Origin of the sequence: Treponema denticola (assembly GCF_024181605.1) — a bacterium.
GTDB classification, from domain to species: Bacteria; Spirochaetota; Spirochaetia; order Treponematales; family Treponemataceae; genus Treponema_B; species Treponema_B denticola_B.
In genome coordinates this window covers 2,066,726-2,082,442 of record NZ_CP054477.1, presented here as the reverse complement: position 1 = coordinate 2,082,442, position 15,717 = coordinate 2,066,726, and the positions used below count along the sequence as shown (strand labels likewise).

9 protein-coding genes and 1 riboswitch are annotated in these 15,717 nt (G+C 39.5%); of the genes, 4 read left to right on the top strand and 5 right to left on the bottom strand.

The annotated features are described in order from the left end of the window. Nucleotides 1–113: 113 nt before the first annotated feature. Entirely contained in the window at nt 114–1,766 is a 1,653-nt protein-coding gene (locus E4N80_RS09700) for an ABC transporter substrate-binding protein (protein ID WP_253699035.1), read from the bottom strand. 144 nt (nt 1,767–1,910) lie between these two features. Beyond that, nucleotides 1,911–2,090, bottom strand: a riboswitch (cobalamin riboswitch). Nucleotides 2,091–2,234: 144 nt separating this feature from the next. Here E4N80_RS09700 and E4N80_RS09695 point away from each other — a divergent pair. The 3 genes from E4N80_RS09695 to E4N80_RS09685 all read left to right on the top strand — a co-directional run bounded on the left by E4N80_RS09695 (nt 2,235) and on the right by E4N80_RS09685 (nt 8,041). Next, nucleotides 2,235–3,173: a tetratricopeptide repeat protein gene (locus E4N80_RS09695; RefSeq protein WP_253699034.1), complete on the top strand. Its 939-nt coding sequence runs from the start codon at nt 2,235–2,237 to the stop codon at nt 3,171–3,173. Between the two features lie 18 nt (nt 3,174–3,191). Further along, nucleotides 3,192–5,897 carry a transcription elongation factor GreA gene (gene greA, locus E4N80_RS09690; RefSeq protein WP_253699033.1) on the top strand — a complete coding sequence of 902 codons (2,706 nt, stop codon included), beginning with the start codon at nt 3,192–3,194 and terminating at the stop codon, nt 5,895–5,897. A gap of 71 nt (nt 5,898–5,968) precedes the next feature. Next, nucleotides 5,969–8,041, top strand: a complete 2,073-nt coding sequence (locus tag E4N80_RS09685; RefSeq protein ID WP_253699032.1) for a vWA domain-containing protein — start codon at nt 5,969–5,971, stop codon at nt 8,039–8,041. A 96-nt stretch (nt 8,042–8,137) separates the two neighbouring features. Here E4N80_RS09685 and E4N80_RS09680 read toward each other — a convergent pair whose 3' ends face one another. The 4 genes from E4N80_RS09680 to E4N80_RS09665 all read right to left on the bottom strand — a co-directional run bounded on the left by E4N80_RS09680 (nt 8,138) and on the right by E4N80_RS09665 (nt 14,711). Then, a complete protein-coding gene (locus E4N80_RS09680; protein WP_253699031.1) occupies nt 8,138–10,939 on the bottom strand; it encodes an ankyrin repeat domain-containing protein in 2,802 nt (933 codons plus the stop codon). 91 nt (nt 10,940–11,030) lie between these two features. Continuing rightward, nucleotides 11,031–12,632, bottom strand: coding sequence for a CTP synthase (gene pyrG, locus E4N80_RS09675; RefSeq protein WP_253699030.1), 1,602 nt, complete (start codon nt 12,630–12,632; stop codon nt 11,031–11,033). 291 nt (nt 12,633–12,923) lie between these two features. Continuing rightward, the gene (gene dusB / locus E4N80_RS09670; protein ID WP_253699029.1) at nt 12,924–13,934 is read right to left on the bottom strand and encodes a tRNA dihydrouridine synthase DusB; all 1,011 of its coding nucleotides are present in this window, start codon (nt 13,932–13,934) and stop codon (nt 12,924–12,926) included. Between the two features lie 3 nt (nt 13,935–13,937). After that, nucleotides 13,938–14,711: a TatD family hydrolase gene (locus tag E4N80_RS09665; RefSeq protein ID WP_002667034.1), complete on the bottom strand. Its 774-nt coding sequence runs from the start codon at nt 14,709–14,711 to the stop codon at nt 13,938–13,940. Between the two features lie 179 nt (nt 14,712–14,890). Between E4N80_RS09665 and E4N80_RS09660 the strand changes: the two genes are divergently transcribed. Next, nucleotides 14,891–15,592 carry a lysoplasmalogenase gene (locus E4N80_RS09660; protein WP_253699028.1) on the top strand — a complete coding sequence of 234 codons (702 nt, stop codon included), beginning with the start codon at nt 14,891–14,893 and terminating at the stop codon, nt 15,590–15,592. Nucleotides 15,593–15,717: the final 125 nt, after the last annotated feature.

Below are 15,717 nucleotides of genomic sequence, written 5' to 3'. Positions count from 1 at the left end.
GGTTTCCCCGGCATAATATGAATGAGCAAAAAGCTGAGCGATATTATCATATAAACCGTACATATTGCGTACAGAAATTTTTTCCCCGTCGATCTCATTTTTTCTTTAAAGCTTTATTTTTTTATTGTTCTAAGCTCAAACCATGTTGTAGGATGGATGACACCCCAAGAAGGATAGTTATCCCAGCCCTCATACTTATCCGTTCTATATGGGAAAAAACATTTTTCCCAACAAAGGGCCTGAGCAAAAGCTACATCGTTTGCCATAGCTTGAAGTTTTCTTACATTTTTGATGTAGGTCTCTTCATCGGAGGCGCGCTGCATGGCAAAAAAGGTGTCTTTAAATTCGTCATTATGAAAGGTTCCCCAAATCCATGTATTTTCGCCTTCAAATCTGGGATCGGCTAAAAAATACCTAAAGGCACTTGTGTATTGGGCCATTCCTGAAGTGGTGTAGCCGATTGAAATATCATAATTTCCGTCAATTATATTTTGTTCCCAAACTTCATCGTTCCTTAAGCTTTCTTCATCGACATAAGTCTTAACGCCTATGTTTTTTAACGAGGCCATAATTACATCGGACATACGGTTAAACAGTTCCTTATTTCTAGTTGAAAATTGCTGTGTTACCATAACTTTTAATTCGGAACCGTCAGGGTATTCTCTAAATCCGTCCCCGTCAATATCTTTGTAGCCGGCTTCGTCCAAAAGCCGTGCCGCTTCTTTTATGTCGGTCTTAAGAATGGGCAGCGACGGATCAAAGCCTTTACAGGAAGGCGGTATAATGCCGGCACCCGGAGCCGTACCGTATGAGCCGTTAATAACGGCGGCAAGTTTACCGTAATCGAATGCAAGCCTGCAAGCCTTTCGGAAAGCAATATCTGTGCACGGTTTTCTTTCCATGCCGTATGTAACCTGATAGTTTCCGGCATAATCGCTTTTACCGAAATCTATTCCGTCGGTTTCTTTAAAAGAATCGATTACGGTAACATCAACGGAATTTGCATAATTGAACATTGCATCGATTTCTCCGTTTGCCATTGCAAACATAAGCGTATCTTCACCCGAATAAGTTTGTACGGTAACTTTGTCAACGGTAATCTCGCCCAAAAAGGCATTTTGAGGAACCGCTTCATAAACGGATGTTTGAGAGTCTTTATCGTGAGAAACAAGACGATAAGGACCGCAGCCTAATGCGGCATCTTTTCCGTTATATTGGCGATAATCTTCAACACCTTCCCAAACATGTTTAGGTAAAACAAAACCACCTAAAACCGCATTATTAATCCAATAATAAGCATCGGGCTCCGAAAAGGTAAGAGTACATTCGTTTTCTCCGGTAATTTCCCATTTTTCCAAATTTTTCAAAGAGCCTGCCTTTCGTACATTCTTCATAAAATCGAACGTAAAAAGAATATCGTCTTTTGTAACAGGCTTTCCGTCATGCCAAACTGCCGTCGAAGGAAAAGTAAAGACAAATTGTTTTGCATCTTTGGAAATGCTAAAGGATTTAAAAAAATACGGGTGTAGTTTTCCGTTCTTATCGGCGTATACAAAATGTGCCTGCGTTAAAGCGTTGTACTGTAAGCCGTCTCTTTGCTTTTGCGAACTGAAATCGTTTTGCTGAGCGGAATTGGTACCGATAATAAGATTTTCAACATGCCCGCCTTTTTGGGCTTGCCGAGCTAAATCGGTTTTGGAACAAGCGGCGAACAGAACAAGAGCTGCAAATGCAGCCGACAAGATTTTAAAAAATGAGTTTTTCATAACTCCTCCAAAATGTTACCGATATCCGCTTTAATGCAAAAAATCCTCTTACGGGAAAAGCCCGCAAGAGGATTTGTAAATACAAGGAAGCACCGTACAATGCCGATAAGTATCTGCAATCCTCCCCGTCTCTCGCAAGGAGCAAAAGCTAAAATCATTAGGGCAAGTCTTCCGGCTTAAAAGTCGTCATTCTTTCCGCCTTCCCAAAAAAATCAGTGGCATATTGAAAAGAACTCTTTAATTACGGCAGCGGGACTGCATAGGATTTTCACCTATTTCCTTTTTAATCGGCAATTACGCCGAACCTTAATGTGATTTCGGTTATTTAATTTTAAGGAAACTATTTTCCAATGGGAATAAGTATATCCTTTTTTTATGTTTGCTACAAGAGCCATAGTACGGAAAACATAAGCCTCGCTCAATTGACTAAAATCGTTTTTTTGTGTACAATAGTAAATTGAGGATATTATGAGTGAAAGACCCATACAGAGTAAATTGAATAATGCATTAGACATCCTCAAGCAGGGAGACTTAAGAGGTTCCTATGCCGAGCTTGAAAGGTTATTGAAGAATGACCTTGAAAATGCGGATATTGACTATACTCTAAAGGGTGTGCGGTTTTGGGAAGATAAGCTTGAAAAAGCAAAAAAAGCTTCTACTCCTCTAGAAAGGGCAGAGATGATGATTTCTCAATGGAAGTCCTTTTTAGCTTATATTCACCGTCAGGGAGAAGAAAAAGAATCTATCATATACTCCTTAAAATGTGCTGTTTTTACGATTGCTTTGGAATTCTACGCAGATCTATTTAATGAAGAGTCAGAGCTGCCTGATGCAGAGCCTTACCGTAAAATAGGTCTTTGTTATAAGGTTCTCGGAAACTATGAAAGAGCTCTTGATTTTTTAAGGTATGCCGCCGAGATAGACAAGAATTCGGGATCGGTTTTAGCGGATTTGGCCGATTGTTATGCCCTATATGGGGAAATAAAATTTGCAAAAGCTTTTTTTAGGGAAGCTTTTTTTATAGACCCTGAAGGGATTGAGCTCCAATTTCTTGAGTCTGAAATTATTTGCAGGCTTATTAATAGGGTTTATAATCTTGGTTACAGGGTTGAAGATATTGCTGATTGGGTGCCTATTTACGGCGTTATTGACGGCGTTTTCAATGTAAAGCGTGAGCTCAGGGCCTTTGAAGTAGGGCAATTAAAGCAAAATATCTTTTTGATGGAAGGAGAGGTTCAAAATGCTTCTCAAGAACAAAAACATAAGCTTGTTCCGCGTTTAATAAACCATTATTTTTGGCTGATCGACCATTATGTGAGCGTAAATGAAAGCAAGTCAAAAATAGATGACCTGCTTTTGCGGATAAAAGTATTAGATCAAAATATATATAATTGCTATATGAGATAGCAGATTTTCGGAGGATTTATGGCTGATATACAAAAACAACTGATAGAGATGCTCAATGAAGAAAAATGGACTAGAGCAGCTATAGGCAACTACACAACAAAGAATTTTGAAGATCTATATAAATTAGTATCTACAGCAAAGAAAGAAAATGTTGTGGACGAAATCAAACAAATATGTGATGAACATTTAACACATACAAAAAACAGTATAATAGCTCTTTATATTTCAAGTATAATTTCTCTTTCAAATCAGCTTTTGGATGATTCAAATGTTGTAAGTCTAATCGGAATATTTACCGACAACCACAGAACACAAATAGTTGAATATCTTTGTAAAAAGGTTCTCGAATACGGAGAATCTAAATTTGCTCTTCGGACATTGGCAGAATGTTATAAGGCTGCAGGAAGTGAAGACCTTTATGATATTTGGGAGCGCTTGGTTAAGGTTGATTATGATGAGGCCGAGGTTGCCAAACTTTTAGCCGAAAAATATGAAAAAGACGGAAATACGGAAAAATCTATAGAATATTATAAAAAAGCCTTGTACCGCTTTATAAACCGCAAGCAAATAAACGGTGTAAAAGAAATATGGTCAAAACTTGTTACCTTAATCCCCGATGAGATTGACTTCTTCTTCCGTATACAGGCTAAGATTACCGGTGCTATGGATAATAGCCGCAGTTCCATATTGATGCAGGATGTTTACCAATATTACAGGGAAAATGAAAACTGGAATATTTGTATCGATATTTTAAAGCTTATTCTTTCTTATGATGAAAAAGACAACTGGGCTCGTGAAGAAATTACCGAATGTTTTAAAAACAAGTATAAAGATCACAGCCAGCTTGCAGAATGTATTAAGGTTTCGGACTTGAGCCAGCCTTGGCGCCCCGTATTTGATGCTATTGCCGACTTTGAAAAACATATTTCCTTTGATACAGGCTCCTTTGTCTTCCACCGCACATGGGGTGTAGGACGCATTGCTTCAATTAAAGATGATGATCTGGTTATAGACTTTGCAAAAAAACGCGGTCACAGCATGAGCCTCAAAATGGGGATTACTGCCCTCCAAACCTTGGACAGAGAACATATCTGGGTATTAAAATCTACGGTCAGCAAGGAAATTCTTACAAAAAAAATAAAGAGTGATCCCGAGTGGGCATTGAAGATTATAATAAAGAGTTTTGACAATAACTGCGACATGAAAAGGATTAAACAGGAACTTGTTCCGTCTCTTTTGACGGCAGGTGAATGGACCAGCTGGAATACAAAGGCTAGAAAGGTCTTAAAAGAAAATCCAATGTTCGGTATCAATCCTGATAACATAGACTTTTACAGCGTAAGAGAGCGCCCCATTGCCGCTGAAGAAAAGCTCTCAAACGAATTTAAAGCTCAAAAGAACTTTTTTGCCAGAATTGAACTTCTTAATGCCTATGATACCTCGGAGGCTTGCGATGATGAATCCGATACCTTCCGCGAAATGCTTGATTACTTTGAAGGCTTCCTAAAAGCCTTTAGTCAAGTAAATGAGCAGGTTATTTGTGCCTATATCCTCGTTAAAGAATTTATTGCAGATAAGCAACAGATTTCAGCCGTAAAGCAATATAATTTTGCAGAGCTTTATAGCCGTATTGATGATCCGATGGAGGTATATTCTCAAATAAAGGATAAGGTTTCAATAAAGGGGCAGACCCTCCGACAGAAATTCTTAAAATACATAAAAAATCTTATTCCCAATTGGGAAAAAGAATATATAAGACTCTTCCCCACGGTTTTATCTTCCGAAATATTGGACGCTCTGATAGAGGCCGGCTCTACCGATGATGTAAAGAATTTGGTAAAGGATTGCTTTGAAAACTACCGCATATACAGAAGTGCCGTTATTTGGTTCTTTAAAAATATTCAGGAAGAAGAATGGTTTAAGGAACTTGGTATCAGCGTAGAGCAGCAGCTTATAGTGCTTATTCACATTCTTGATATTACATACCGAGAAATTGCATCAAGAAGAAATACAACCGAAAACCGAAAAATCAATCATCAAGTACATACGATCCTATTCGGTAAGGATGAGCTTTTACAAAACTTTATAATGGAAAGCGATGTAGATACGATAACCAGACTTTATACTCTTATTGATGATATAAAAGATCTTGATCCTGTGATTAAGATGAATATTAGAGCTAAAATTGTTGAAAAACATAAGGACTTTAAATTCTTTGATATTGAAGAAAAGAGTGTTACGGTTCACGGCTTGATTGTTACGGCAAAGATGCTCGATCTTAAAAACAAAGAGCTTATCGAAATCAGGGATGTTAAAATTCCGCAAAATGCAAAGGACATCGGCTTTGCTCTTTCGCTAGGAGACTTGCGGGAAAATGCCGAATATAAGGCTGCAAAAGAAGAACAAACCCGCCTAGGAAATGCCTTGACCAGATTACAGGATGAACTTGACAGGGCTCAAATTTTTGACCCCACCACTGCAACGGCAAAGAAAGTTTACTTTGGAAGCCGAGTAAAAATCTTAAACAATTTGACAAATAATGAAGAAGAGTATACAATTTTAGGACCGTGGGAATCTGATCCTGCAAACGGAATAATTTCTTATATGTCTCCCTTGGGAAACGGATTATTTAACCATAAAAAAGGAGAAGAGGTTGAATTTGAAGTGAATGACGAAAAGAGGAGCTATAAGATTATAGATATTTCTATTGCGGATTTGAAATAATTTGATTGAGACTTGCAGGTCTTGATTTAGACATGCAAGTCTTCTAACTGCACCCCGAAAGGAGGAAAAAAATGTTTAAAAGAGTTTCTTTGTGTTTGTTTTTGTTTGTTATTTTTATGCCTGTTTTTGCTCAAAATACTGCTAAGACAAATGCTGAAATTGTCATCTTAATGGATACGTCAGGAACTATCCTTCCCTACTATGAAGACATTAATAATCGTGTTTTGTCTGAAATCAACGATAAATTTGTAAGAAAGGGTGATACCGTTCATGTTTTATCCTTTAATGCAGATGCACGCTATGAAATGTCGCAAAAAATTAACAGCGAAAAGGATATGTCCAGGGTTGTTTCAAGATTTTTGCTTCTATACCAGTTGGGAAAAAGTTCGGACTTTTTAACGGGACTTCAATATGCCCGCCAATATGGTTCAAATTTACCCGAAACAAAAGAAAAAATACTGATTATAATTTCGGACGGCATCTTTAACCCGCCTGAATCGAGTCCTTATAAAAATTATACCGATGATCAGATAAAAAATGAAATAGGGCTTCTTGCAGGAAGTATCAGAAAAAAGGGCTGGAAGGTCTATTATGTTAAACTGCCTTATCCTGCCGATGCCGTAATACGAGGACTGGACGGCCAAGAATTTTATAATCCCGGAAGCGGATATGCAGGAACGGGAAGCGGCGGTTCGGGCTCTCAGGGGTCAGGCAGCTCAACCGGCGGAGGTTCAAGTTCGGGAACTTCCGGTTCTACTTCAAGCGGAGGCGGTTATGCCGGCGGAAGCTCAACCTCAGGAACTGCCGGCGCAGGAAGCGCTGGTGCTTCCGGTACTGCTCAGGGCGGTTCGGGTAATACCGGAACAGGACAGGGTGGTCTTACCGATGTTTCAAAGGACTTTAAAGAGGCCTCCGGGGCTGCAGGCAGCGAACTTTCCAAGGATAAAAATGACAAGTTTACAATTACGGACAATGCAGAAAACCTACCCTTGGTACGATTCCCCGATGGAGGACTTGAAGCCCATGGTAATAAACTTGCTTTTTCATTTGAAGTAACAAATAACTCCGATGAAGATGTTGAGCTTCATTTAACTCATATTGTAATTGATAACGGTGTTAATATCAGCAAAATACCTGTTGATTCACAAAATACAAAGATAAAAGCAGCCGAAAAGGATGTGCTGATTCAGGTTTCGGCTATTCTTCCTGATGAATATAAGGAAGGTAATTATAATATTATTATGAGGCTTGAATTTGCAGAAGGAAAGAGGGTTTTACCTCAGGTTATGGAAACTTCCTTAGCTGTTTTCCCGACAAGCTTCCAAAGACTCAAAGATTCCAATGCTCTTTGGTTTATCCTTCTTGGCGTTATATTGCTTCTTCTCCTTATATTCTTGATTGTATTCTTTACAAGGAGAAGAGGTTCAAGCTCGTCCTCCAATCAAGTCCGTTATGCAGCTGCAGGCGGTCAGATCAATTATCAGGAAGAAGATAAGAGGTATCCCCATAAACTTTCGGATGAAGATGACCATGCGAGCCGTTTAAATGACTTTAATGCTTCATCAAATACGTCAATCTATTCTGAAACCAAATACACTGCGGGTGACGGAAGTTCTATGTATTCTGCAGATAATTTAGATCGAGTTGCTGCGCAAAAACAAGATGATGAAATTTTACGCCGCCGCGTTTTAGCTGCTTCTTTTGCCGCAAAGGAACCGAGAGGAACTTATATGTCTCCCGCCAATTTCTTTGAAACAATAGAAATAAAGCGTAATAAATCCGGCATGACCGAAATCTATGTTCTAAATCAAAATAGAAATATAGGAAGGCGTAATATTCATGTTATGAAACCGGGTACGAGTTTGACATTGGGAGGCGGTAAAACCGATAACTTTTTAATCTTCTTAGTGCCATTTCCTGCCCATCTGGCTCAAGTTAGATATGACGGTCAGGATTATCATCTGGCTATTCTTAAGCCTAAGTACTTCCCATATGAGAAGTCGAATGTTGTAAATAACTGTATCGGTAAAACCGTTACCATTGTATCGGATAAGGGATATCATGTTTATTTTACCTTTAGGGAGTATGAAAACCCAACAGAAAAATTAAACAGTATCTTAACATCGATAAAGTATGATAAGTAAATTGTGCTAATTATAAAAAAGCCGCGATCTTAAGATAAGATTGCGGCTTTTTGTTTAAGTTACTTTCTATAAGTTTTTTAAGTTTTAAAAAGCTCTTTATTCCGTTTTTAAAAGCTCTGCTATTTCACTTCTATTCCATCTTAGGGCGACTTGATAAGGTGTTTCTCCTGCAGTATTTTTTACATCAAGCTTTATACCGGGAAGAGCCAAGAGGTCTTTTAAAGTTTGTACATCTGCAAATTTGGCGGCATAATGCAGCATTCCGTCTCCAAGTGTATCGGTCTGCTTTAATGAGAACTCTGCTGCTATAGGAGTAAAGTCAGGATGATGTGTAAAAATCTCCGTCATAGCAGAAACTCCTTTATTATTGACTATAAAAGGATCCGCTCCTCCTGCTAAGAGAGCCCGTGTTATTTCTTTTTGACTGTTTTGAATTGAAAGTAAAAGAACCGTTTCTCCGTTTTTATTTCGCTTATTTACGGGATATTTCTTTTTCATAATTCTTTGGAAATAATCAAGGCTCACTCTTTCCTTTACTGCTATGTGAAGAGGAGTGTCTCCATCAGTGTCGGTTAAAAGACTGTCATTGCCGAGTACAAGATCTACAGTTCTTATATTTTTATTCAAGGCAAGACTGAAGGGAGTTTTTCCGTAGGCATCTTTGGCTAAAGGGTTACCTCCTGCATTGCGTACAAGAATGAGGCTTTCTTCTGAAATTTCTACAGCTTCATGCAGGGCTGTTCTTCCGTACATATCCTGCTGAACGGGAGATGCTCCATTTTTTAATAAAAGATCGATGGCTTGGGTTTGATTTGCAAGTACGGCTTCGGATAAGGGGGATCGCCCTGTTTCATCTGCTGAATTTACATCAACCTTGGCTTTTAAAAAGATATTGATGAATTTTATTTCGCCTTGTTTAGCCGCTTCATGTAAAACCGTTTTTCCTGCAAGATTTTTTGCATTTATAAGCCTTACATATTCTTCCGCGTCCTTGCTTAAAATAAAATCGGCGGATTTATAAGCTGACCATCTTACGGCTGCATGTAAAATCGTATTTCCTAAAAAGTCCCTTGCATCCAAATCGGCTTTTTTTGATAAGCCTCCACCTAATAAGGCTTTTACGGCCTCAGGGCTGTCGGTTTTGACTGCGTTAAAAAGAGGTGTTTCATTATTTGCATTTCTTGCATTTATGTCCGCTCCCTTATCGATTAAATAAGGTATCATCGGTAAAATTTGCCATTCGGCAGCAAGATGAAGGGGCGTATTTCCTGCTCCGTCTCCGGCACCTATTGTGTGGGAGTTTATCATCCAATCTTCTCTGCCCTCGCGTAAGGTCATTGCAAATTTTAGCGGACTGTCGCCGTTTAGATTAGCATAGAATATATCTGCATTATTTGCTATCAATATTTCTCCTGCTTCGCGGTAGTTCTTTTCGGCAGCTATGTGGAGAGGTGTGTTTCCAAGTTTATTACGCGTATTTATTAAACTCTTTTTTTCGATTAGATAATAAATAATATCGGAACTTGCCCTGCGGCTGACTGCTAAATGAAGCGGGGTAGATCCGTTGGAATCCCTTTCTGTGCTGTTTTTTTCGGTAACAACATGTTCGACCATCGGAAGCCCCATACTTAATGAATGAATAAAAGCTGATTCACCCGACTTATCCTCGGCATGTATGTCGGCTCCGTGATTTATCAAAAAATCCACTTGCTGTGTCTGATTTCTGTCAATAGCCAAAATAAGAGGGGTTTGTCCCTTTTTATTTCTTTCATTTATATCGGCGCCGGCTTTTAACAGTTGGTCAAGAATGTCGTCATTCATTCCAATTCGTGCAGCAATATGAAGAGGGGTTTCCCCGTAGTTATCTTTAAGGTTAGGATTAGCTCCTGCAGTAATAAGCTCATTAAATAATTTTGAGCGGGAGGCCTCCGGCATAACCAAATGGAGGGCTGTGTTGCCTGATGAGTTACGGCTGTTTGGATCGGCTCCTGCCTGTAATAGCAATATAGCGGCTTCCGTATTTCCGTTATAAACGGCTTCCTGCATTGCCGTTGAGCTCGAAATATCCTTTACATCAATTGGAACCTTGTTTTTAATTAAGAATTTTAAAAATCCGGTATAACCCTTTCTTGCAAAAATATGAAGCAAGGTTTCTCCATCGCTAAAACGCATTGAGTAGTTGCGGGCAAGGCTTGCCGTTTCAAATTCAGCAAAATCCTTTCCCATTGGCTCTATGCCTGCAAGTAAAAGAATGGATGCAATTTCGGCTGAATCTTCGACATCATTGTGGTTGTATGCTATACCAAGCGGGCTTAAGTTTTCTTTATTGTACATGGTTTCAGGGGGGGCAATAGCCAGAATTTGCTCTGTCAGCTGCTTATCAATCGCTTTTACTGCAAGGTGCAGGGCTGTGTCGTGGTTTTCATCTTTTTGCTTTATGGTTTGAGAAGTTAGAATTAAATTCGGGACATTGTTTTTACAAGCCGTATCGAAAGGCTTTACACCCTCGTTATCTTTAGCAAATATATTTGCATTGTATTCAGCTAAAACCTGAACGGCAGCATAGGACGAATTGTTTAAAGCTGCTGCGAGAGGTGTTTCTCCAACATTATTTTGTGCTTCTATATCGGCATCCATGTTTATCAAAAGACGTACGATTATAGGATTGTTTTTAACAGCGGCAATATGTAAAAGACTGTTTCCTTCTTCATCCTTCATATTTATGGCAGAGCTGTTAAGTCTTTCTTGCAGCTCTTCCGATTTTCCTGCCTTTATAAGATCAATTAGAGTTTCTTCTTTGGCAGGAGCTGTTTTGCACGACATAAAATTTGCCGTAATTAAAATTAAAATAAATGCGAGTATAAATATTTTTTTTGTTGTGAGAATAATATTTTGCATAAGCGTATAGCCTCCCTGCCTTAATATCGGCTTTAATCAAATTCCCCTTTAGAAGGGAATCTTTTAGAAAGGAGGTTAAAGGTATCCGGTTTTATTTATTTTTAATTGCAGCTTCAATAAAATCCCTAAACAGGGGATGGGGCTTGTTGGGCCTTGAGGCAAATTCGGGATGGAATTGAACGGCGGCAAACCAAGGATGGCTTTTTAGCTCAACGATTTCCACTAAATTGCGTTCAGGATTAAGGCCTGAAAAAATCATATCCGAATTATCGAATTTTTCCCTGTACAGGTTGTTGAACTCGTATCTGTGGCGGTGCCTTTCTTGGATTTCGTGGGATTTATAGGCTTTTTCTGCAAGGGAGCCTTCGGCTATCATACATCGGTATAGACCTAGACGGAGGGTGCCGCCGATTTTTACGTCTTTTTGGTCGGGCATCAGGTCGATAACCGGATTTTTAGCATTTTTATCGAATTCGGAAGAATTGGCTTCTTCGATGTGCAGGGCGTTTAAGGCATATTCGATGGCCGCAATCTGCATACCTAAGCAGATGCCGAAATAAGGAATTTTATTTTCGCGGGCAAATTGGGCCGTTAAAAGCATTCCGTTAATGCCCCTGTCGCCGAAACCTCCCGGCACGATAATTCCGTCTGCATCCTTTAAAAAGGCAGCAGCATCTTCCTTAGTTTCTATTTTTTTTGAATCGATCCAAAGAAGTTTGATTGAGGTTTTATGATAAATACCGGCTGCCGTTAGGGCTTCGGCAACGCTGAGATAGGCATCGGGAAGCTCTACATATTTTCCTACAAGAGCGATGGTTATTTCTTTTTCGGGATTGTAGTAGGTTTGAACCATTTTTTTCCATTCTTCAAGATTAGGCTCTTTATTTTCAATATTGAAAAGCTTACACAAAACCTTTCCAAGACCTGCTTCTTCCAGCATCAGCGGAACTTCGTAAATAGATTTTGCAGTTAAGTTTTCGATTATTGCATCTTGAGGAATGTTTGAAAAAAGGCTTAGCTTTTCTCGAGTCGGTTTTGAAAGGCGTTTTTCGCTTCGGCAAATTAGAATGTCAGGCTGTATACCGAAACTTAAAAGCTCTTTTACGCTGTGCTGCATCGGTTTTGTTTTGATTTCGCCGCATTCTTTTAGATAGGGTAAAAGACCTAAGTGAACGAACATGCAGTTTTCTTTTCCGACAGTGTAGCGGATTTGGCGGATAGCTTCGATAAAGGGGAGGGCTTCTATATCTCCCACGGTGCCGCCTATTTCGGAAATAACAAAGTCGGCTTTTGTTTGTTCAGCCGTTCCTATAATTCTGGACTGGATTTCGTCGGTAACATGGGGAACAACCTGAACGGTGCCGCCGTTATAGCCTCCGGCTCTTTCTCTGTCCAAGATGGCTAGATAGACTTTTCCGGCTGAGGTGCTGTTAAATTTATGCAGGGGAACATCGGTAAATCTTTCGTAGTGGCCTAGGTCGAGGTCGGTTTCGCCCCCGTCTTCCGTAACAAAGACTTCACCGTGCTGGTAGGGGTTCATAGTACCCGGATCTACGTTTAAGTAAGGATCAAATTTTTGATTGACTACGGAATATCCGCGGCTTTTTAAAAGCATTCCTATAGAAGCTGCCGTTAGGCCCTTGCCTAAAGATGAAACAACTCCGCCTGTTATAAAGATAAACTTAGATTTCATAATTTCCCCCCGACCAAAAAAAAACGGCTGAGCCGTTTTTAGGCTTCCAACCGTGCTTTAGTATAGCTTATTTTTGACTTATCCGCAAGTGGGCGGTTTGAATTTAATTATACGAACTGCAATTTAGCAGGTAAAATTTGTGAGTCTATCTAGGTTACAGCTTTTCAATTTCGGACTTGGTTTGTATCATTTCTTCTATCCTCCTTGTAAATTCACTTTTTGCCTTACCTGTTTAAATTCCTTTAATTCTTTGTCGTTAGTGTTCTTAACGACTCCTGAGTTTATTTTTATTTAAAAGCAAGAAATATTAAAAGCATTTTGAATTATAGCTTTATACTCCGCTATTGTTGAGGCTTGTACCAATTCTTGGCGGAGGCGAGAGCCGTCGGGTATGCCTTTGGTGTAGGCGGCAAAGCGTTTACGCATTTCGCGGCAGCCTTTTTCTTCTCCCTTTTCATCGCATAAAAAGACGAGCTCTTTAAAGCCGGTGCATATTTTTTGTTTCGTGCTTATTTCGCCGTATGTTCCATTGGTCAACAGTTCCCTTGTTTGAGTAAAAATAAAGGGGTTTCCCATAGCGCCGCGGGCAAACATTATGCCGGCACAGCCTGTTTCTTCAAGCATTTTTTTGGCATCCTCAGGTGAAAACAAATCTCCCGATCCGAAAATCGGAATTTGATAAGGCTTTGCAAATTGAACCAGCTCAGCAAGGATGTTCCAATCGGCCTTGCCCGAATACACCTGTGAGCGGGTACGGGGATGGAGGGTGAGCATTTTGACTCCCGCATCTATGGCAGCGGTGGCTGCTTCTTTCCAGTTAAGTTTGTCGGCGGTAAAGCCTGAGCGTATTTTAAGGGTTACGGGTATCTTATAAGGGGCCATAGCATCGTTTACGGCCTTTACAATCCTGTACAAAAGAGGAATGTCCGTCATCAAGGCTGATCCGGCTCCGTTTTTGGTAATCTTTGCCATAGGGCAGCCGGAATTTATGTCGATACATTCGGGAGAATATTTTTCGGCGATTATGACGGCTGTTTTTGCCATATATTCGGGGTTTGAGCCGAAAATCTGTACGGCATAGGCCTTTTCGTTAGGAGCTCTTCCGATGAGACTTTCGGTTTTATCGGAATCCCTCACGAGGGCTTCCGAGGATACCATTTCGGTGTATGTAAAATCCGCACCGCAGTCCACGCAGATGGAGCGGAAGGCCTTGTCGGAATAGCCTGCAACAGGGGCTAAAAAGATGTTCCCCGATAAAAGAAGCCCGCCTATTGAGACGGGCTTGTAAAGTAATTCTTCCATGTTTTATTCTGGCAGTCGGAAGAGCTTACAGCTGTTTTTCCAAAGTTGATCGGCAAGTTCTTCAATATCCATCGAAAGCATCTCAGCCATAAACTTTACGGTTTCGATGGTGTTGGCCGGCATATTCCTTTGGCCTCGGTATACCGAAGGCGGCATAAAGGGGCTTTCGGATTCGACAACGATGCGGTCAAGAGGAAGGGCCAATACAGTATCATGCAAATTTCTTGCATTGCGGTAAGTTAGATTTCCCGCAAAAGAGAAGTATAAAGGAAGGTTTAAAGCTTCTTTTGCATAAATATCGTCTTCGGAGTAGCAGTGTAAAACGCCTCCTTCTTTGGGAATCCTTTCCTTTAAGATATCAAGAAGATCCTTTCCTGCCTCTCTATTGTGAATAATTACCGGAAAACCTGCCTTTGAGGCAATGTCAAGCTGAGCGATAAAAAGCTCAATCTGGGAGCGTTTATCTCCGTATTTTTTGCAGTAATCAAGGCCTATTTCTCCTACGGCCACTACATTGGGTAATTTTAAGCTTTCTTCTATTGTTTTTTGCCAGTCTTTTCCGGGAGATGTAACTTCAGACGGAGATACACCTACGGCATGGTACACCGCCGGTGAAAACCTAAGAGTTTCATACACCTTGGAAAAGTCGTGGAGACTGTTACATATACTTACTATTCTTGTTACAGAGCCTTGGCGGGCTTCCTGTACAACGCGTAATTGCTCAATCGGATCGGAATAGATCAAGCCGACATGAGCATGAGTATCAAAAATCTGCATATTATTCTTCCATGTAAAATTGATATAATAAATTCTTACCCATTAATTAAGGGTAACATTACTGTCTTGTACAGAATAGCATAGAAATGCTTAATCGTCAACTTAAATTTTAAAAATATCTTGCTTTTTTGATGATTTCGGTATATGATTATTGTATAAGTATATTTTTGGAGGTATATATGTATAATGAATGTTTAGATCCTTGGTGTATCGCAGCTCTTGCTTTGTTTTTAGTTATTTCGATTATTCATTTAATCAAGTGCTTTCAACAAAGACAAAAATGGGCGGATATGACAAAATTTATGCTGATGCCGGTTTTTCTTTTATTCTTTTTGGCTTTCAGCTTTGTAAGTATTAAAACATTTTCGGTATTAAATGTTTTAATAATAATTGCTTTGATTTTCAGCTTTTTGGGAGATGCAGCTCTTCTTTTTGATTGGGAAAAACAGAACTTTGCTCTTGGAATCTTATTTTTTGCAATTACACAAATATCTTATATAGTTTTTGCAATACTCGGTGCTAATGTTGAATATATTCCCCTTATCCCCGGAATTGTAACAGCGGCGATTTTTTTAATTTCAATTGTTTATGCCGTACTGAGAACAAAAAAATACTTAAAAGGGTTTAAACCTATTATAATAGTTTACGCCCTTATAATCTCATCGATGAGCTGGCTTTTTATAGTTTTTGCCTTTGCAAACCAATCTTTAGGGTTTATATTGGCTGCTATAGGAAGTATTTTCTTTCTCATATCGGATACCATGGTTGCAACCAAATACTTTTTGGGCGGCAAGGCCGGAATGCGATTTCTTATTATGAAAACCTATATTCTTGCCCAACTTTTAATCGTATTAGGAGCTATAGGAATTATAGGAGCTTAAGAGTTTAAAACTCTCAGCATGAGAAGCGGCGGCGGGTATTTATCTGCTGCCGCTTATTTTTTGCAGTTACAACAGTAGGACCTTTTTTGAGCAAATCGGTATTGCTATTTGTAAGAAATCCCTGC